Origin of the sequence: Nostoc sp. CHAB 5836 (genome assembly GCF_020829445.1) — a bacterium.
In the GTDB taxonomy this organism is placed as follows: domain Bacteria; phylum Cyanobacteriota; class Cyanobacteriia; order Cyanobacteriales; family Nostocaceae; genus Nostoc.
The window spans coordinates 1-18,815 of record NZ_JAIVFV010000052.1; the positions used below are offsets into that span (position 1 = coordinate 1).

Annotated in this window: 15 protein-coding genes, 1 tRNA gene and 2 pseudogenes; 5 read left to right on the top strand and 13 right to left on the bottom strand. The window is 42.9% G+C overall.

Annotated features, from left to right (window positions below; genetic code table 11):
• The 3 genes and pseudogenes from LC605_RS12870 to LC605_RS12880 form a co-directional block, all read left to right on the top strand.
• The coding region (locus tag LC605_RS12870; protein ID WP_229547958.1) for a transposase at nt 1-161 on the top strand (161 nt) is incomplete at its 5' end.
• A gap of 128 nt (nt 162-289) precedes the next feature.
• Nucleotides 290-2,026: an RluA family pseudouridine synthase gene (locus LC605_RS12875; RefSeq protein ID WP_229547927.1), complete on the top strand. Its 1,737-nt coding sequence runs from the start codon at nt 290-292 to the stop codon at nt 2,024-2,026.
• 187 nt (nt 2,027-2,213) lie between these two features.
• Nucleotides 2,214-2,984 (top strand): annotated as a pseudogene (locus LC605_RS12880) (class II aldolase/adducin family protein); the annotation flags it as partial.
• A gap of 710 nt (nt 2,985-3,694) precedes the next feature.
• Here the strand turns inward: LC605_RS12880 and LC605_RS12885 are convergent.
• The 4 genes from LC605_RS12885 to purS form a co-directional block, all read right to left on the bottom strand.
• Nucleotides 3,695-6,187 carry a DHH family phosphoesterase gene (locus LC605_RS12885; RefSeq protein WP_229547929.1) on the bottom strand — a complete coding sequence of 831 codons (2,493 nt, stop codon included), beginning with the start codon at nt 6,185-6,187 and terminating at the stop codon, nt 3,695-3,697.
• A gap of 302 nt (nt 6,188-6,489) precedes the next feature.
• Entirely contained in the window at nt 6,490-6,816 is a 327-nt protein-coding gene (locus tag LC605_RS12890) for a type II toxin-antitoxin system HicB family antitoxin (RefSeq protein ID WP_229547930.1), read from the bottom strand.
• A 240-nt stretch (nt 6,817-7,056) separates the two neighbouring features.
• Nucleotides 7,057-7,728: a phosphoribosylformylglycinamidine synthase subunit PurQ gene (gene purQ, locus LC605_RS12895; protein ID WP_229547931.1), complete on the bottom strand. Its 672-nt coding sequence runs from the start codon at nt 7,726-7,728 to the stop codon at nt 7,057-7,059.
• A 102-nt stretch (nt 7,729-7,830) separates the two neighbouring features.
• Complete coding sequence (purS, locus tag LC605_RS12900; protein ID WP_229547932.1) at nt 7,831-8,109, bottom strand: phosphoribosylformylglycinamidine synthase subunit PurS; 279 nt, start codon at nt 8,107-8,109, stop codon at nt 7,831-7,833.
• Nucleotides 8,110-8,399: 290 nt separating this feature from the next.
• Here purS and LC605_RS12905 point away from each other — a divergent pair, with 290 nt between their 5' ends.
• Nucleotides 8,400-8,804, top strand: a complete 405-nt coding sequence (locus LC605_RS12905) for a Fur family transcriptional regulator (protein ID WP_229547933.1) — start codon at nt 8,400-8,402, stop codon at nt 8,802-8,804.
• 691 nt (nt 8,805-9,495) lie between these two features.
• Here LC605_RS12905 and LC605_RS12910 read toward each other — a convergent pair.
• The 6 genes from LC605_RS12910 to LC605_RS12935 form a co-directional block, all read right to left on the bottom strand.
• Nucleotides 9,496-9,804: a hypothetical protein gene (locus LC605_RS12910; protein WP_229547934.1), complete on the bottom strand. Its 309-nt coding sequence runs from the start codon at nt 9,802-9,804 to the stop codon at nt 9,496-9,498.
• A 190-nt stretch (nt 9,805-9,994) separates the two neighbouring features.
• Nucleotides 9,995-10,067, bottom strand: a tRNA-Arg gene (locus tag LC605_RS12915).
• 57 nt (nt 10,068-10,124) lie between these two features.
• A complete protein-coding gene (locus LC605_RS12920) occupies nt 10,125-11,330 on the bottom strand; it encodes a murein hydrolase activator EnvC (RefSeq protein WP_229547959.1) in 1,206 nt (401 codons plus the stop codon).
• Between the two features lie 186 nt (nt 11,331-11,516).
• Nucleotides 11,517-12,830: an FADH(2)-oxidizing methylenetetrahydrofolate--tRNA-(uracil(54)-C(5))-methyltransferase TrmFO gene (trmFO, locus tag LC605_RS12925; protein WP_229547935.1), complete on the bottom strand. Its 1,314-nt coding sequence runs from the start codon at nt 12,828-12,830 to the stop codon at nt 11,517-11,519.
• A 129-nt stretch (nt 12,831-12,959) separates the two neighbouring features.
• Nucleotides 12,960-13,679: a response regulator transcription factor gene (locus LC605_RS12930; RefSeq protein WP_229547960.1), complete on the bottom strand. Its 720-nt coding sequence runs from the start codon at nt 13,677-13,679 to the stop codon at nt 12,960-12,962.
• 997 nt (nt 13,680-14,676) lie between these two features.
• Nucleotides 14,677-14,886: a hypothetical protein gene (locus LC605_RS12935; RefSeq protein ID WP_229547936.1), complete on the bottom strand. Its 210-nt coding sequence runs from the start codon at nt 14,884-14,886 to the stop codon at nt 14,677-14,679.
• Nucleotides 14,887-15,113: 227 nt separating this feature from the next.
• Here LC605_RS12935 and LC605_RS12940 point away from each other — a divergent pair.
• A pseudogene (locus tag LC605_RS12940) lies at nt 15,114-15,554 on the top strand (rhodanese-like domain-containing protein); the annotation flags it as partial.
• A 470-nt stretch (nt 15,555-16,024) separates the two neighbouring features.
• Here the strand turns inward: LC605_RS12940 and LC605_RS12945 are convergent.
• The 3 genes from LC605_RS12945 to LC605_RS33280 form a co-directional block, all read right to left on the bottom strand.
• Nucleotides 16,025-16,654, bottom strand: a complete 630-nt coding sequence (locus tag LC605_RS12945) for a ribonuclease H-like domain-containing protein (protein ID WP_229547937.1) — start codon at nt 16,652-16,654, stop codon at nt 16,025-16,027.
• A gap of 12 nt (nt 16,655-16,666) precedes the next feature.
• A complete protein-coding gene (locus LC605_RS12950; protein ID WP_229547938.1) occupies nt 16,667-17,215 on the bottom strand; it encodes a CAP domain-containing protein in 549 nt (182 codons plus the stop codon).
• 462 nt (nt 17,216-17,677) lie between these two features.
• On the bottom strand, nt 17,678-18,703 hold the full coding sequence (locus tag LC605_RS33280) for a CAP domain-containing protein (RefSeq protein ID WP_306426862.1): 1,026 nt from the start codon (nt 18,701-18,703) through the stop codon (nt 17,678-17,680).
• Between the last annotated feature and the right edge of the window lie 112 nt (nt 18,704-18,815).

Consider the following 18,815-nt stretch of genomic DNA (forward strand, 5'->3'; position numbering starts at 1 on the left):
TCAAAGCATTTAAGGGACGCTCATCTTATATGTTGCGTAAAGAGTTTCCACAATTATTGAAATTGCCTAGCCTATGGACTAATAGCTATTTTTACTCTACTGCTGGGCAGGTTTCAGCAGACGTAATCAAAAGGTATATTGAAGATCCTCATCACGGATAATATTCACGGCGAATTAATTCGCCGTTGGCACTTCCTCCACTGCCTTAAGTCAAGTGGCTTCCGTGCCGTTCGGCGAGTTTCTTGTGATTAAAATTTGAGGAATAGCTAGATTCGCAATCATACCTTGTATGGGACTTCTGCACCCACTTTCAGATTTCATCGGCTGGGATTTTGCTCTCAACGACTCATCTTGTAGTTATTGGTACGAAGGGCGTTGTCTTGAAAGTGGCGTAGGCGTAGCCCGTCGTAGACATCGCCTAAAACTACCCCGCACCTCAATGTCGGAAGCGATCGCTCACGGGCTAATGCAACAACTTACTAATAACGACTGTTATTCTCGTGAAGGGAAGATGTATGGAATACTATTGGTTGAACTGCCTAATGGCGAACAACGGGTACTAAAAGCCTTTTCCGGTCTTTTCAATGGTTGCAGTGTCGTTGAGGGCTGGGTGCCGCCAATTCCCGGACGAGACGAAGTTGCTTTGGAGGAAGCCCGTACTTTGGCACAGTTGGACGCAATTAAACAAGAAATTCTCACCTTGAAGCAACTTGCCGAACGCCAGCAGTATCAAACCATGTTGGACGAGTTTGAGCAGCAATTACAAGCAATGAGCGATCGCCATCGCCATTGCAAACATCAACGACAAGAAAAACGTCAGCAAATCTGCAATACACTCAGTTCAGAAGCACTGACCATTGCCCTTGAACAACTCGACGAAGAGAGTCGTCAGCAGGGAATTGAACGACGACAACTTAAACGCCAGCAAAATGCGGTATTACAGCCACTGCAAGAGCTAATTGCAGCAACGGATGCGCGAATTAGCGAACTGAAACAACAGCGTAAAGCACTGTCTTGTCAATTACAAGCTCAGATGTACGCTAGCTACACCCTGACCAATTTTTCTGGGCGATCGCAATCATTGCAAGAATTAATCCCAGGAGGTTCGCCTACCGGCACAGGAGACTGTTGTGCCCCAAAGTTGCTGCATTATGCCGCAACACATCATCTCAAACCATTGGCAATGGCAGAATTTTGGTGGGGTGCATCTTCCGTAAATCATGATAAAATCCAGGGAGAATTTTATGGAGCGTGTGCCGAGCGATGTCAGCCATTGATGGGGTTTTTGCTCTCAGGTTTAAGATCTAACCCCCCAGCCCCCTTCCCGGCGTTCGGGCAGCGTCTCGAACGGCGGGAAGGGGGAGTAAGAAGCCGCTACCCTGATGGGCGAGAGGTCAGTTTACCGATTATTTATAAAGATGAATGGCTGATTGCTGTAAACAAACCTGCTGGGCTACTTTCCATACCTGGTCGTTATCGCGATCGCCAAGATAGTGTCTTGAGTCGCTTACGTCATTTGTTACCGGATGGTATGGCGCTTACATCTGTGCATCGCCTAGATCAGGAAACATCTGGTATTTTGTTGTTAGCACGCGACTGCTCAACTCATCGACAACTCAGCCAGCAGTTTCAGCAACGCCAGATTCACAAGGTTTACGAAGCCATACTTGCGGGTGCTGTCACAGTTGAGCAAGGTGTGATTGACTTGCCATTGTGGGGAGATCCGGAAAATCGCCCTGATCAAAAAGTCGATTGGCAGCACGGTAAACCCAGTTTGACATACTTCCAGGTAATGGCGAGAGAAAAAGACTACACCCGCGTAGAATTTACACCCTTAACAGGACGCACTCATCAGTTGAGGGTTCATGCGGCTGATGCGCGAGGACTTGGCATAACTATTTTAGGCGATCGCCTTTATGGATGCTGTGCAGTTACCAGTCGATTACATCTCCACGCTAGAGAACTTCGCTTCCAGCATCCACAGTTAGAAAAAACCCTGCATTTACAAGCAATTACGCCGTTTTGACTAAATTAAAATAATCAACCATCAATTGCTTTAGTATCAGTGTATCCTTGCGACCCATTTTGGGCGATACTGAAGATAAGTCTTAAAAACGAGCGCATTCAATACTTACTTTTAAGATCAGCAAAGATCAAAAAATTGCTATTGGTATTGCTATTAATATTGGTCGCCTCGCAAAAAGAGGAAGAGGAAAAAGAATATGTCCAACTATATTAGACCACAGCCCCCTGTATTCGAGCGAGTTGAAGACGAACGTCTCCATCGCAAGCAACGTCTCGCCGCCGCCTTTCGCCTGTTTGGTAAGTTTGGGTTCAGCGAGGGAATCGCAGGCCATATTACAGCTCGTGATCCGGAGTTTACAGACCATTTCTGGGTCAATCCATTCGGCACATACTTCGGTCATATCCGAGTTTGTGACCTAGTTTTGGTTAACAGAGAAGGTGAGGTGGTTAAAGGCGATGCTCAGATAAATCAAGCCGCTTTCGCCATCCATTCTCAAATTCATGAAGCTCGGCCTGATGTGATTGCAGCAGCTCACGCCCATTCAATTTATGGTAAAGCCTGGTCTAGTTTAGGTCGTCTCCTTGACCCCTTGACTCAAGATTCTTGTGCTTTTTACGAAGATCATGCGCTATTTGACGATTTCACAGGTGTTGTTTTAGAAACTTCAGAAGGTCAGCGACTCGCCCAAGCCTTGGGGCCAAAGAAAGCCATAATTCTACGTAACCACAGCATTTTAACTGTGGGACATACAGTAGATGAAGCTGCCTTTTGGTACATTAGTTTAGAGCGATCGTGCCAAGCTCAACTCCTGGCAGAAGCTGCCGGTAGACCCACTATTATCAAACACGAAACAGCCCGTTTAACACAAACTCAAGTGGGTTCACGTACAAGTGGGTGGTTCAGTTTCCAGCCCCTTTATGACAGAATTGTGCGCGAAGAACCTGATTTGCTGAATTAGGGACTGACAAATTAAAAAACATTGAAAAATCTCATACAACAATCCTCCCTCTTCTTCATCTCTCCGTGCCCTCTGCGCCTCTGTGGTTCGTTTTCTAAGATAATTTATTTCTTGAACCTATCCCACTATTCTAAAAATCCCTACTTCTTTTTGTAAAATGTGCTTGAAAACCTTAATTTTTCGTTTTCAGTTCTCAATAAGCTTAAGCTTTATAGCACAAATATTATTAGTGGGATAGGTTCCAATACTGCGTAGGTTTTGAAAAATCGTAGGTTGGGTTGAGGAACGAAACCCAACAAAGCCCCCCAAATGTTGGGTTTCGTTCCTCAACCCAACCTACACGGGTTAAGGTTTTTGGACTTAACCGAGCAGTATTGGGATAGGTTCTTCTTGGAAATCCCTTAATACTGTGTTTTTAGCGAGGGCTATTTCATTCTAGACATAAATCACCCGGAACTTCAGTTCCGGGCTAATAGCTAAAGTCCGTTAAAACGGACTAAGTAATCGGACAGAAATGTTTACACATTAGGTTTTAGACTGGATAAGGGTTTGAGATCGAAATTTTTGTAATTAATTTTGTCTTACTACTTATAACCTTTTCTCAGTCGTCTAAAGACGACTTTCGCTATTAGACTCAGAATTAATTCTGAGGCGGGCTAGATGAGAATGAAATAGCCCTGTGTTTTTAGCACTGGGATAATAGCCGGGGATTAATTGTCGTACCTGGCGATCGCAACAATAGTAGATAAAGGAACTTGTGCAAAATACTGTCGCTGAAATTGTTCTTCTCGGACAGCAGCAAAAAATTGTGCAACTGCTGCATCGGCAAAGTTTTCTCCACTATCCCTTGGATTCCAGCTGATTTGCAAATAAGGGTCTTGTTCCTTGACTGTGAACCCTAAATATTTTAAAGCTTTGATTCCGACAAGTAAGGTTTGGTCGCTGATGCCGATTTTCTCTAAAATTTGTACGCGGGTTACTAGTTGATTTGTGCGACTGAGATATTTGGCAATTCCCACAAGAGTCAGCCAAATTTCCTTGGGTGGTTGGTGGTTAGGTTTAGACCAAGCGATCGCTAATTGTTGCTGATTGTCAAGCCCAGACCCAGAGCGACTTTTCTTTAGACATCGCTGCAACCACGCTCGTAAATCATCCCAATTCGTGGGACAATCTTCAATAATTAGTGGTGAATGCTGAGTGCCCAGTGCTGAGTATTCCTGATTTCGCAAGTCTAAGATCAGTGGTAGATGCTCAGTGTTCACTGCGGAGTTCCCATTGGGACGCACGGCAATTAATCTGATTTCATAACGTTTTTTTAAGGTGTTGTAGTCTAGTTCTGCTATGCAATCACACCTTCCCATAGGCAATTCATCTTTGTAGTGTCCCCACCAGATACCAGGAAAAGTACTTCTGCTGGAATCATCCCGAATGTCAAACTCGGTTTTAATGTACTGTACCTTTTTCCCTTGCCAATCTTGTTGATTGCGATGCCAAGAATTTTCAAACAAGCAGTTTTGAATTAGCAATTTCGGAACAGGATTACCCATTCCACAAGGTTCTAGCAGTTTTAGTTCCAAAAATAACTCTTTCCCCAAGTCTGCTACTGTTACCATCAAGTCTGCTTGCACAGTTGGCGTTAGAATTCTACTACCTAAAGATTGCCGCAACTGCTGATTAATCGCCGCTTTAAATAAAGGAATGTTCTCTACCAATAAACTCAAACCTGCTGCAAAGGGATGTCCCCCAAAGCGATGTAATAAATGTGCTTGGTCTTTCACCAGTTGATATAAATCGACAGAATTCACCGAACGGGCGGAACCACGAGCCAGGGAAGGGGATGAGGGGGATGAGGGGGATGAGGGGGATGAGGGGGATGAGGGGGATGAGGAGGATGAGGGGGATGAGGAGAAAATTCCTTCCCCATCTCCCCCATCTCCCCCATCTCCCCCATCTCCCCCATCCCCCCCATCTCCCCCATCTCCCCCATCCCCCACTTTTTCGGTACTCAACAAAATAGTCGGGCGACCTGTTTCTTGTGCTATTTGTCCGGCGACTAAGCCCAATACACCCGCAGGCCATTGGGCATCTTCTAGGACAATGACACTGGTGGTTGATAAGTCTAATTGGGTGAGCTTTTGTGCTACTTGTGCTTGCACATCTTTTTGTAAAGATTTACGGCGGGCGTTGGCGAGTTCTGCAACTTCGGCTAGTTCTTTACAACGTATAAGATCACGACTAGTTAGTAATTCAACACAAAAATTAGCATCACCTTGGATGCGGCTGACGGCGTTAATTCTTGGGCCTAAACCAAAGGAAATATCTGTGGGGCGATCGCCACTTTTATGGCACAATTCTAATAATCGCCCTACTCCTGGCCGCCGCCGCACTGCTGCTGGCTGTTGAAAATCTTCTTGCAGTCGTTGAATTCCCAACTGTGCCAAGTAGCGACAATCTCCACTTAACTGCACTAAGTCGGCAATTAATCCTATTGCGACTAAATCTAATAAATCTTCTAAAGGATATTTTGCAATATTGGGCAGACTTTGATATAATGCTTCCATCAACTTATAAGCTACTGCCACCCCAGAGAGATGAAATAGCCGATGTTCCCTTGGCAAATAGCGGGGATTGATAATGGCGGCGACAGGTGGGCGTTCGGCGGGTAATGTGTGATGATCTGTAACTATGACATCTATACCTAGCTGTTGGGCATAGATAATTTCTTCAAGGTTTGTGCTACCTGTGTCGCAAGTAACGATTAATTTGCAACCTTGTTTTGCTAAGTTATCAATCCCTTGATTATTCAGTCCGTGGGATTCTTTCAGGCGATCGGGAATGTAAAAAATTAACTGGGTATTTTGAGCGAAAAACTGCCCCAATCCATCCCAAAGTACAGATGTGGCAGTAATGCCATCGGCATCGAAGTCTCCCCAGATGGCGATTTTTTCTCTAGTATTATATGCTTGTTGCAACCGGGCGATCGCTAGATGCATTTCTTGCCCAAACTCAAAGGGACTTGCTGGTTTATAAGCTTTATGATTAATAAAAGCTCTTAATTGTTGACGATCTTTAATTCCCCTCTGCCATAACAATTGCGCTGCATACAGTCCACTTGATAAAGGTGTATACCCTTTCACTGCTTTGATAAAGAACTCGGGTGGTTGTTCACCTGGTGTTATAGTCCACTGATGTTGTTCTGACATATAAAGAAAGTTAGGAGTTAGGAGTTAGGAGTTAGGAGTTAGGAGTTAGGAGTTAGGAGTTAGGAGTTGGGAGTTAGGAGTTAGGAGTTAGGAGTTAGAACTTTTAAAATACAAGGGTGTGTTCAAGCATTGAAGATTGTTAATATAGGATTATAAATATCTCCAAACTCAAATCATACCACTTAACTTTCATCATATTCTAGAACTCATATTTTATTTTTGAAAAACTCACTATCGGCGGAATAATTTCAAGACCATATTTTGAAGCAGTAGCCAAAGGGCCAACTTATTTAGCAGAAACTTTAAAACCAAAGTTTAAGGCTTACATAGCGATTTAAGCTAACATTTTGCTCTGCTGCTTCTATGGCTAATCTACGATGATGCTCTGGAGGAATACGAACTTGAAATTTACCACTGTAGGTTTTTTCTGCAATAGGTTCTGGAATCCTCTCATCGTTCGCTTCCATATCAGCTACTATATCTTTTACCAAGTTGATGATACCTTCAATTGCGGTAGAACGATTTTCATCGAGATAAGATAGACTGGGAAATTCAGCGCACAGTCCTACAAATTCTTGATCCTCCGTTGACCAAGTAACTTTATAAGTGTAGTGTTCGTAGTTAACCATCTTTCATTTAAAGTCTTGAGTCAAGCAAATTCTGAGTAAGTACGTTGGTGCGAAAAAAGTAAAGTATGTTACAAAACGTAAATAAGCTTAAAACCTTTACTAATGACAAATGACAAATGACAGCCTTAGGCAGTTAACTTTAATTGCGCCAACCTACTTAATCAAGTGTAAAATCGTTGTGGGCTGTGGATCACAGGTTAGCGATCGCCAAATGCCCGGTCTATTCGTCCGATATTTGCTCTACGCTAACGCTACCTTCTCTAGCAATCCCTGAAACAACCTCAAGCCATCATTACCCCCTAGCATTGCATCTGACGCCCTTTCTGGGTGCGGCATCATTCCCAATACATTGCCCTGACGATCGCAAATCCCGGCAATATTATTCAATGAACCGTTGGGATTTTCCCCTTCATAGCGAAACACGACTTGTCCGTGATCTTCAATTTCTGCGAGAGTGGCTGCGTCAGCGTAGAATTGTCCTTCTCCGTGGGCAATAGGCAGAGTGATCATTTCACTATCAGTATAAGCTTGCGTCCATAACAGATTAGTCCGCTCAACTTTCACCGAAGCGCGATCGCAAATAAAATGCAAATCCCGATTTTTGGTCAACACTCCTGGCAAGAGTCCAGCTTCAGTTAATACCTGAAAACCGTTGCAAATACCGAGGACAAACTTCCCCTTTTGGGCGTGTTCGACAACCTGCTGCATCACGGGTGAAAACCGGGCGATCGCACCGCAGCGTAAATAATCCCCGTAACTAAAGCCACCAGGGATGATCACGACATCTAAATCAGTAATATCCGTTTCTTGATGCCAAACCATGCGGGTTGGTTGTAACAGCAAATCTCTGGTTACATAAGCAACATCGCGATCGCAATTAGAACCGGGAAAAACAACAACACCAAATTTCATGATTAGTTAATGGGAATGGCTGATGGGGAGTAGAGACGCGATTCATCGCGTCTGTCAAGGACAAGGGGACAAGGAGAATAACCTATGCCCCATGCCCAATCCCTAAAATACCCCAGTCTGTGTTTCGACCTCAATCAAATCAAAGCGGTAATTTTCAATTACCGGATTTGCTAGCATTTGGTCACAAATGCGATCAAGGTCTTGACGGGCTTTCTTCTCATCAGTCGAGGTGATGTTGAGTTCAATGTACTTGCCAATCCTCACCTGTTCAACGTTCTCGTATCCCAGTTGCTTAAGACCGGATTGTACAGCCACACCTGCTGGGTCTAAAACAGAAGGACGAAGTGTCACGAAAATTTTGGCTAGATACTTGGTTTGCACGGGCTTTTGCTGAATGCTGCGATCGCTATACTATAACTTTCTGTTCCAACTGAGTGAAAATAAGATTACAAAGCGGTTAAAGTTAATTGATCAATTAGCCCATCTAACAGCTTCAACTAAGTACGTTGGTGCGAAAAAAGTCAAGTAGTATGTTACGAAACGTAAATAAGCTTAAAACCTTTACTAATGACCAATGACCAATGACAAATGACCAATGACAAATGACAGCCTTAGCCAGTTAACTTTAATTGCGCCAACCTACTTACAGTGGTATATTTAAATAATTATCTATGAGAGCCATACGCACCCGCAGTCAAGAGCGTATTTTCAACTTACTAAAAATCATCAAAAAAGGCATTTCCGCCCAGGATATTTACGTAGAACTACGTAACACTAATCAGAGTATGGGTTTAGCGACAGTTTACCGTTCCCTAGAAGCCTTAAAACTCGAAGGCATGGTACAAGTGCGGAATTTGGCTAACGGTGAAGCCCTCTACAGTCTAGCGCAGCAAGACAAACACCACCTAACTTGCTTGCAATGCGGTGTCTCAATTCCGATTAATCAATGCCCCGTTCATGACCTAGAAAACCAGTTAGAATCCAGCCATAAGTTTAAAGTTTTTTATCACACCCTAGAGTTTTTTGGGTTGTGCAACCAATGCCAGGTAAATCAAGCTACTGGAATTATTCAATAGAATAGTCATGCCAATTTTATGTGAGGTTGCGGTTTATTCTGCTACAGACTAAAGTCTAGAGCTAACAGAACATAGAAGCAAAGCGTCTTTCCGCAGGGTAATTATGCGCATTTTCCGAATGAGACATCAACAACACATGAGATTTTAGTTAAAAATTGTGTCGTTAGATTATAGCGTTTCCTAATCACATGAGGTACATCAAAAGCCCCCTCTCCGCTTGCGGGGAGGGGGTTGGGGGTGGGGTTCTTGTACCTCACTGAATTGAGAACCGCTATAATTGTGTACTAATATAATAGTAAAAATAAATTTGCGTAGGTTGGGTTTCGTTCCTCAAACGCCACGTGCTACCCTGCGGGAACGCTAAAAGCGAACAAGTCGGGGAACCCGCCCAACGCAGTGGCTCCCCAACCTACACATTTTTTATTTTTTTGCCAAAACCTACGCAGTATTGGGTAGCGTAGCTGTGCCTAAACCAGCTCACCGCTTGATCGCGCTCTGGCAGTTCGCCTAAACGTGATACGCCGTTGTAACTTTTGTTTTGTCTGGACTGTATATTGATTCAACTCTTTGATATTCAGTATGCGTCCACCAGACTTTAATCCTGTTACCTTGCGCTGGAGAACTTCCCATTATGAAGTAACCAGCTTTTTGCATCATTTCTTCAAATTGACTGGAGTCTATGACCTTACATTTAAATTGTGGTATTCCTTGTATTTGGTGCTTCTCTAGGGTCATAGGTTCCCTGGTACGTAGTGAATATCTTGTATCCAGGTAGTACTAAAGCAATGCCAGCAAGACTGTGAATCTTACCAGGATACTTGTAAGGTAAATCATCAGGGATACTTCCGCCCATCCGAATATTAAATCCTGGGAGCCACATATATAAACCAGGGATTAGCAAGTCCATACTATAAGCAATCGCCCTCATTTGCTCGTTTTCTTTTGGGGCGACGATGTTCCTGATCCGTAATCCGAAGTTTGGTTTTGTGACGCTTAACATAGTTTCAATCCCTTTCGGGGATTTCTAAATTTGTTAATTTCCTAAGGGAAATTGGTTAGTCTTTTTACAAGTTTTAGGAGTTTTAATCCCTAATAGGGATTATATCCTTATTTTCGCCAACCTCTTTCAAAAGTCCATTTCAGCCATTGGGAATTCACTATCCTCGACTGACTTTAGTCTTGTAAATTAACGAGCGCGGAGGGATTTGAACCCCCGACCCACAGAACCGGAATCTGTTGCTCTATCCACTGAGCCACGCGCCCTTAGTCTCCCGTATTATAACACGTCTGTGATCAAATTTGCAGATCAATGGCGATGAGTTAAAGATAATTAGCTGGATCTACAGGTGTACCATTCCGACGAACTTCAAAGTGGAGGTGGGGCCCAGTCGATAAACCAGTGGAACCGACAGCAGCGATCGCTTGTCCGCTCTCAACTGCTTGTCCGTCAGCAACATACAATTCACTAGTATGTCCGTAGAGTGTGGTAATGCCTTTGCCGTGGTCAATAATTACCGCTCTGCCATAACCACCATACCACCCAGCAAAAATTACTGTTCCCGAATCGGCTGCCCGAATTGTACTGCCATAACTAGCGGCAAAATCTAACCCGGCGTGAAAACGACGATAGCCGAGAACGGGGTGCATTCGCCAGCCAAAGGGACTACTAGTAGAAGCATCGCTAGGATATACCATTATAGCAGTTCCCCGAATGATCACACTTGTACGGCTGTTGGTTTTTGCTTGCGCCTCTTCTGTTGCTCTAGCTTCTGCTACCTTTTGTTGAATCAAGATTTCCAGATTTTTGGATTCCCTTTCTAGCTGGTTTTGCGCCGCTTCCAAAGCTAGGCGATCGCTATTCAGGCGTTGAATCAATTCTGATTGCGATTGCGCCTGGTTTTGATAATCGGCTTTTTGTGCTAAAAGTTGCTCACGAATTAAGGCAATTTCGTTTTTTTGCTGTTCTACTTCCATTTTTTGTTTATTGATCAGGTTTGCTTGGGCGTTGAGTTTTACCAAAATTTGTTCGTCTGCCTGATACACTAACTTCAACTGATGACGACGGCTGAGAAAGTCGTTGATATTTTCACTTTCAAGCAAAACCGCCCAGCCAACAGATGCAGGCGATCGCTGGAGATATCGCAATCGTGCTACTGTTGCTATTTGACGCTCCTGATATGAACGTTCCGCCACAGTTAAATCAGCTTCCAACTGTTGAAGGCGTAGGTTGGCGAGTTGTAATCGTGATTCGCTCTGTTGAATGTAGGTATCTGTAGTTTGGAGATTTTGCTTTAAACCAGTCAGGTGTTTTTGGGCCTCTTGTTGGAGATTTGTTAAGCGATCGCGATCGTTAACCACACTCTGATGCTGCTGGTTCATTTGTTGCTGCTGTTGTCGCAAAGTATCAATAGAGCCTGTGGAGGTCGCGTGTACTGGAATTAATGCCAAACCAATCCACAAAATGCAGCCAAACGCAAGAGATAAACAACCAAAAATACTCTTTTTTCCGAAAAATCGCGCTCTCATAGTGTGAAGCCCAAAGAAAACGATGCTTTTAAACACTATGAGGATTATTCCCAAAATCTGATTCACCCACCCCAGAAGATTGGGTAATTTATTAGACATCTGGTGAAAAAGAATTGTTTTGACGTAGCAGTGCTACGTCTCTACAAGGGTTCTGGGTAACGCATATTTAATTTCACCAGATGTCTATTAATTATGAGCTTTCCAGTTTGCCAAATCAGTTAAAGAGCGATCGCGGTAACGTCCATAACGCTCTTGTTTACTTTTGATTTTCGCTCCTAAATCGGGAAAAATCCCAAAGTTAGGCGGCATTGGTTGAAAATGCTTGGGCGAAGCGGAACTAATAAATTCAAATAACGCACCCATCATTGTTGTTGGTGGTAAAGCTAATGCTTCTTTACCCAAAGCTAATCTCGCTGCATTAATTCCCGCCAAGCAGCCACCCGCAGATGCTGCGGTGTAGCCTTCAGTACCAATCAATTGTCCAGCTGCTAACAATGTCGATCGCTCTTTAAATTGCAGAGTCGGATACATTAACTGAGGAGCATTAATAAAAGTGTTGCGGTGCATCACTCCCAACCGCACAAACTCCGCTTTTTCCAAACTGGGAATTAACTGAAATATTCGCTTTTGCTCGCCCCAACGCAGGTTAGTTTGAAATCCTACCATATTCCACAGTTGACCGGCTTTATCTTCTTGGCGCAACTGCACCACAGCATAAGGACGTTCCCCTGTGCGAGTATCTGACAATCCCACTGGCTTGAGAGGGCCGTAGCGCATGGTATCTTCCCCCCTATGTGCTAGTTCTTCAATGGGTAAACAGGCTTCAAAAAATTTCGCACTTTCCCGTTCAAAATCCTTAAGTTCTGTTTGTTCCCCTTTACAAAGTTCTTCTCGAAACTGCAAGTATTGCTCTTTATTCATTGGGCAGTTGAGATAAGCAGCTTCACCTTTGTCATAACGTGATGCCATAAAAGCAACATCACGGTTAATCGATTCTCCCACAATAATTGGACTAGCCGCATCAAAAAAGCTGAGGTATTCCATCCCCGTAAAACGGCGCAAATCTTCTGCTAAATCGGGACTAGTTAACGGCCCAGTTGCCAAAACCACAATTCCTTCAGGAATCGCAGACACTTCACCCCGACGAAATTCAATTAGAGGATGACTAGCTAAAGTTTGAGTTAAATCTTGGCCAAATTGTCCCCTGTCTACAGCTAGCGCCCCACCCGCAGGTACGGCGTGTTCATCAGCTTTAGAAATGACGATAGAACCCAGTTGGCGTAACTCTTCGTGCAATAATCCAGCCGCGCGATCGCTTGCCATTGCCCCAAAGGAATTACTACACACTAATTCTGCCAAATGTTCTGTATGATGAGCAGGACTAAATCGCTTTGGACGCATTTCATGCAGAATTACCGGCACTCCAGCTTGGGCTATTTGCCAAGCTGCTTCTGTCCCAGCTAGTCCACCTCCAATGACTTGTATCGGTTGTGTTTCCATAGTTAAATTTTTAATTCCCAAAGTGTACTTAATTATGAACTTTCCGATGCAGCGCAGTCCGAAATCATTCGTGAAAATTTGAATGCGATCGCTCAAATACTTGCGGGTAAATTTGATGGTTCGGGAAGCTTAGGAATTAGTATTTTCGTCGGGTGGTTCAAACTTGTAACCATAGCCTCGCACAGTTTTAATAAACTCCGGTATACTGGCATCCACTTCCATCTTCTTGCGAAGCTGACCAATATGCACATCAACCACCCGGCCATCTCCTACGTAGTCACAACCCCAGATTTTTTGGATCAGCTGTGGACGACTCCAAGCCTGATTAGGATGACTTGCCAAAAAATGTAAGATATTAAATTCCAACGCTGTTAAAGCCAGAGGTTTCTCCTTAAGTGTTACCTCCCGACCTTCTGGGTTAATTGCTAGGTGCTTGAAGACAATACGTTGTGTTGGGGAGGGGTTGATGTAGCGAATCCTTCTTAAAAGAGCTTCTACTCTGACTTCAACTTCTGCAAGACTAAAAGGTTTAGTCATGAAATCATCAGCACCTGCGCTTAAGATTTTAATTTTATCAGCCTCATCAGTCCTACTAGTTAGCATCATCACTAAAACATTAGTACGACTTTGCATTTCTTGGCAGAGGCTATAACCATTAAGATCCGGCAAATTCCAATCCAGAATCACTAAAGCTGGGTTGAATTGCTCAAACAGCGATAAGGCAGTCTTACCATCTGCTGCCGACTCTATTTGATATTTTCGACTTAAAAAACGATAGACGAGATTTCGGACACCGAAGTCATCATCGACGATCAGAATTTTGGGAGTAGTAGCAGTAACCATAACCATAATGCTGCCTATTGTAGATTCAGCGATTTGCTGTTGTGCCAGTTTTGCTTTATCTGTTTCCGTTGCCAGTGTATTCACGCGCTTCTTTGCTGACTACCATCGTTCTTGTAGTACTTGTGGACAATTAATTTTCCATAAAGTTTATGAAAACTTCAGCCATTGTAATGTTTATAAAATGTGTAAGTGTTGTACAGCGCTATTTTATTCTCATCTAGCCCGCCTCAGAATTCATTCTGAGTCTTATAGCGAAAGTTGTCTAAAGACTACTGAGAAAAGGTTATAGTCCGTTAAAACGTACTTTAGCTATGAGCCCGGAACTTCAGTTCCGGGTGGTTTATGTCTAGAATGAAATAGCCCTGAAGTGTTATGTGACTTTTGTATATTTTTGAATATGCATTACACACTTTAAAAATTTTTTAGTTAAAATAAGTTTAATTAAAGATCATGTTTATAATTACACATTCTACAGAGAAACAGCAAACGTCAGGGCAATTGCCACAACTTTAAAAGAGCAACACACTTCCTGATTATAGATATTTATAAAGGCTCACAAGTTTAGCTATGAGCCAATCTAGTGCATTGTGCCGGGGGAAATGGGTTAGCCCTTAGATTTATCATTAGGTTTTCCCCATGCCGTGAAAAGTTAGCTGTTGAAGAAGGTCTACGAAAATTTACTCAGCGTGCATTTACATATAGATATCCTCTTAAGGATATACTATACTACGAATTTCAGCCTGAGACTATGACAAGCCAAGGACTTAGTACAACTTTGCGTAAAATCGTGGCGAATTGAGGGCATCGCTAACTTCAAAAATCGCTCTTAAGTACGTTGGTGCGAAAAAGCCAAAGTATGTTACGACACGTAAATAAGCTTAAACCCGCATTTCTCACAAGCGCTGCGATCGCTATTACCAAACCTTTACCCTGCTTAGATTTTGAGCGTTTTAGATACTGCACGAATCACAGCAGTATGTGAACGGGGTATTTGATCTCAAGTCTAAGTGGTATAAGCGTTTTGGTCTAATCGTTTAAACCTTTGTGAGAAATCCGGGTTAAAACCCTTACCAATGACCAATGACCAATGACCAATGACCAATGACCAATGACAAATGACAAATGACCAATGACCAATGACAAATGACCAATGACAAATGACCAATGACCAATGACAAATGACAAATGACCAATGACCAATGACCAATGACAAATGACAGCTTTAGCCAGTTAGCTTTAATTGCGCGACCTACTTAATACAAAATTTTGCCTTCAACATAGTCTAAGTTGACTGTATTTGCAATGGATTAAACGGTATAAAATACTTGAATTAGTCACTCTATCTCAGGAGATAGTTTGGGGATATTCATCCCAGAGAAAGAGTAATTAAATATGCTTAGTCCGTTAAATTGCTATTAATATCGCCAGCAAGGAATAGTTATGGCTAATAATTTAATAGGCGGCATCATTCCCCCACAACCACCAATAGAAGCACAATCTGATGTTCATGTTGTGAAGACTCGTCTTGAATGGGGCGAACCAGCTTTTACAATATTGGATGTGCGCGATCGCAACACCTTCAATGAAGGTCACATTATGGGAGCAATGCCGATGCCAATAGATGAATTGGTGCAGCGTGCAGTACCTTCTTTGGATAAAAGCCGTGATATTTACGTTTACGGTGGCAATGAAGAAGAAAGTGCCCAAGCCGCACAACAACTGCGTTCTAATGGATTTGAACACGTCTCCCAACTCAAAGGTGGTCTTGCTGCATGGAAGGCAATCGGCGGCCCAACAGAAGGCATTGTTGAATCAAAAACTCCCCCAGGAGCAGATGACTACAATGTTGTAGCTCGGTTACAAAATCATCAAGAAAACCTGCAAAAGGGTGGTACTAGCGCGACGGAAGCCATTAAAAAAGGAGCCAGTAACCTCAAGGAAGGCATTCAAGAGGGAGCCACTAACCTCAAGGAAAGCATTCAAGAGGGAGCCAGTAACCTCAAAGAAGGCATTCAAGAGGGAGCCACTAACCTCAAAGAAGGCGTTAGTGAATCTAAAACTCCCGGAGAAACTAACGATTCCAATGTTGGCTCTTAGGGAAAAAATAACTTACAATGAGGGTTTGTAGTAAGCACTTTAGCGCTTGGAAAATAACAACTTTAGTCCTTGCTACGAACTTACCTATCTAGGACTTACGCACGAATTACGGAATAACGAACCGCAGAGGACGCAGAGGACACGGAGGAATAAGAGTTTGGGAGGTATTTTGCGTAAGTCCTACTATCAAGTTTAAGAAAATGATCGGTCACTAACTTGAAATTTCTTATCCCTACTCGCCATTCCATATTTGATCAGTGTTCAAACAAATCCTTAAATTGCAGCAAATCTAAAGAAACTATAGTTGGTAGAAATTCAAAACATTCTTGAGCAATTTCCCAACGTTCTTCTCGTTTGAGCATTTCTATGAGTTTTTGCTGCACACCAAGTAAATAGCGGACATCATTGGCAGCATAACTTAATTGAGCTTCAGATAAGCTAGCGGCGTTACCCCAATCAGAACTTTGAGAGCTTTTATCCAGTTCCACTTTTTCTAACTCTTGCACCACATCTTTGAGTCCGTGGCGATTTGTATAAGTACGGGCTAACTTACTAGCAATTTTAGTGCAAAAAACAGGTCGAACCTGAATCCCCAGATTGGCTCGCAAAGTGGCTAGGTCAAAGCGAGCAAAGTGAAACACTTTTACGATATTCGCCGCTTCCAAGAGTTTTTTTAAGTTTTGGGCCTGGGCTTGTCCTTTGGCTATACGGATTGCAGTCACTTTCCCCTCAATGTTGCATAGCTGGACAAGGCACAAGCGATCGCGCAGTGGCAATAATCCCATCGTTTCTGTATCAACTGCGATCGCTGTAGATTGTAAATACTGGTCAAGGGCCGCGTCACTGAGGTCGCGATCGCTCACCTGAAAATCTTGTAATGTCATCAATCGTTAAATCTACCTAGTACGAAAAAACATTTGTGTCAGGTACACTTCACCTTGGTTATTAGTAGCAACGCCAATTCCAGTGAGGTTGTAATTTCCTTTAAGGTTCTTTAAATGTCCCGGACTGTTAATCCAACCAGTAACAGCTTCCTCCACAGGGTTGGTATACCCCCGATTGAAAGCAACATTTTCGGCCGCACTACTGTAGCGAATAGGGATAGCTTGGACTCGCCGTTCAAATCCATGATGGCTAAATGGGGTTTTACCTTTAGCCATATTTTGACTATGAATTCTTGCCTGTCGAGTGATATTTGCATTTATGGTCAACTTTGGCAACCCTTTAGAAGCTCGATATCGATTAATTTGGTCAAAAACTGATTTTTCTAGCTCCGTAGTTTTAAAAGTAGGAGTCGATATTGCAACCTCACTGGAAAAAAGCGACAACAGCTTATTACGGGTGGATGTATTCGTCGAAGGATGATTTGGTATCGGAACAGTCGTTAATCCACTAGCAAGGACAAGCGCACTTAAAGCGATGCCAAAAGCAGTTTGTCGGAACATGGAGAATTGCGTAAGTGTAGAGATATAAGACTTCTACTTTACCTTATTCTTCCGACGATATATATCAGGATACTATTAAGTGTTGATGAATTTCGGCGATTTGGCTACATCCTTGTATAGGAAGTACAAACAATCATTTCCAATTGTCAATACTTCAATCGGTCAGCTTCATCAAATCACGATTATTTTGGCTGATAATTTCAGATTTTCATGGATTACTAAAAAAATAATGTAGTTTCAATGACATTTGTCCATTCAAACTACATTATTCCACATCTATAGGACTAGTATTTGATTTTTGAAATACACGTAGGGGAGCCAGTCGTTTGGGCGGGTTTCCCGACTTGAGCTAACTGGCGTTGTGTTAGCGCAGAAAGTACGGCACCACACGCTTGGAATGGTGCGTTACGCTTGGCTGAAGTCTAGGGAATTGGAGGAAAAACCTAAATTTCAGCAAATCTATCAGCGAAAGAAAATTTGTGTCAAGTAGATTTGGCCTCTACTGTTGCTAGCGACACCAATCCCAGTCTTTTCAAAATTACCTCTGATATTGGCAAGATGTCCTGGACTTTTCAGCCAACCTTGAACAGCTGTTGTGGCAGGATCACTATATCCTTGGCTGTAAGCGACATTTTCACCAGCTGAACTGTAAGGAATACCGGCAGCTTTAACACGTTCTGAAAATCCCGTATGTCCAAAGGGAACTATACCTTTAGCCATGTTCTGACTGTGAATCCTGGCTTGATTATCGATGGCAGAATTGCGAGTCAGCTTTTTGAATCCTTGGGAAACTCTGTAGTCATTAATTTGTTTGAAAACCGCCTCCTCTAAAGCAGCAGTGTCAGTCTTAGATGCTGCAACTTCAACAGTACTATTTAGTACATTTTTTGACTTTGTTACAGGAGTTGTTACAGGAGTTGTTACACGATTTGTTACAGGAGTTGTTACAGGAGTTGTTACAGAAGTAAAGAAAATTTGTGTGAAGTAGATTTGGCCTCTGCTGTTGCTAGCGACACCAATCCCCGTTTTATCAAAATTACCTCTGATATTGGCAAGATGCCCTGGACTTTTCAGCCAGCCTTGAACAGCTGTCGTCACAGAGTCACTATATCCATAGTTGGAAGCGACATTTTCACCAGCTGAACTGTAAGGAATACCGGCAGCTTTAACACGTTCTGAAAATCCCGTATGTCCAAAGGGAACTGTACCTTTAGCCATGTTCTGACTGTGAATCCTGGCTTGATTATCGATGGCAGAATTACGAGTCAGCTTTTTTAATCCTTGGGAAACTCTGTAGTCATTAATTTGTTTGAAAACCGCCTCTTCTAAAGCAGCAGTGTCAATCTCAGATGCTGCAAGCTTAACAGTACTATTTGATAGATTTGAAGATGTCGGCGTAAAAGTTGAATTTGTAACAGGACTAGCGATCGCTCCACTACTCAGAATAATAGTCCCTAAAGCAACGCTGTAGATTGTTGTTTTAATCATTTGCTGAAACTAACTGAAACTCTAGCTCCAGACAATTTAACCAAGCTAGTATAAATTTGACAACTTGATTATAGGTCTATATACCTCTGTTTATGGGCTTTTATGTTCAAAA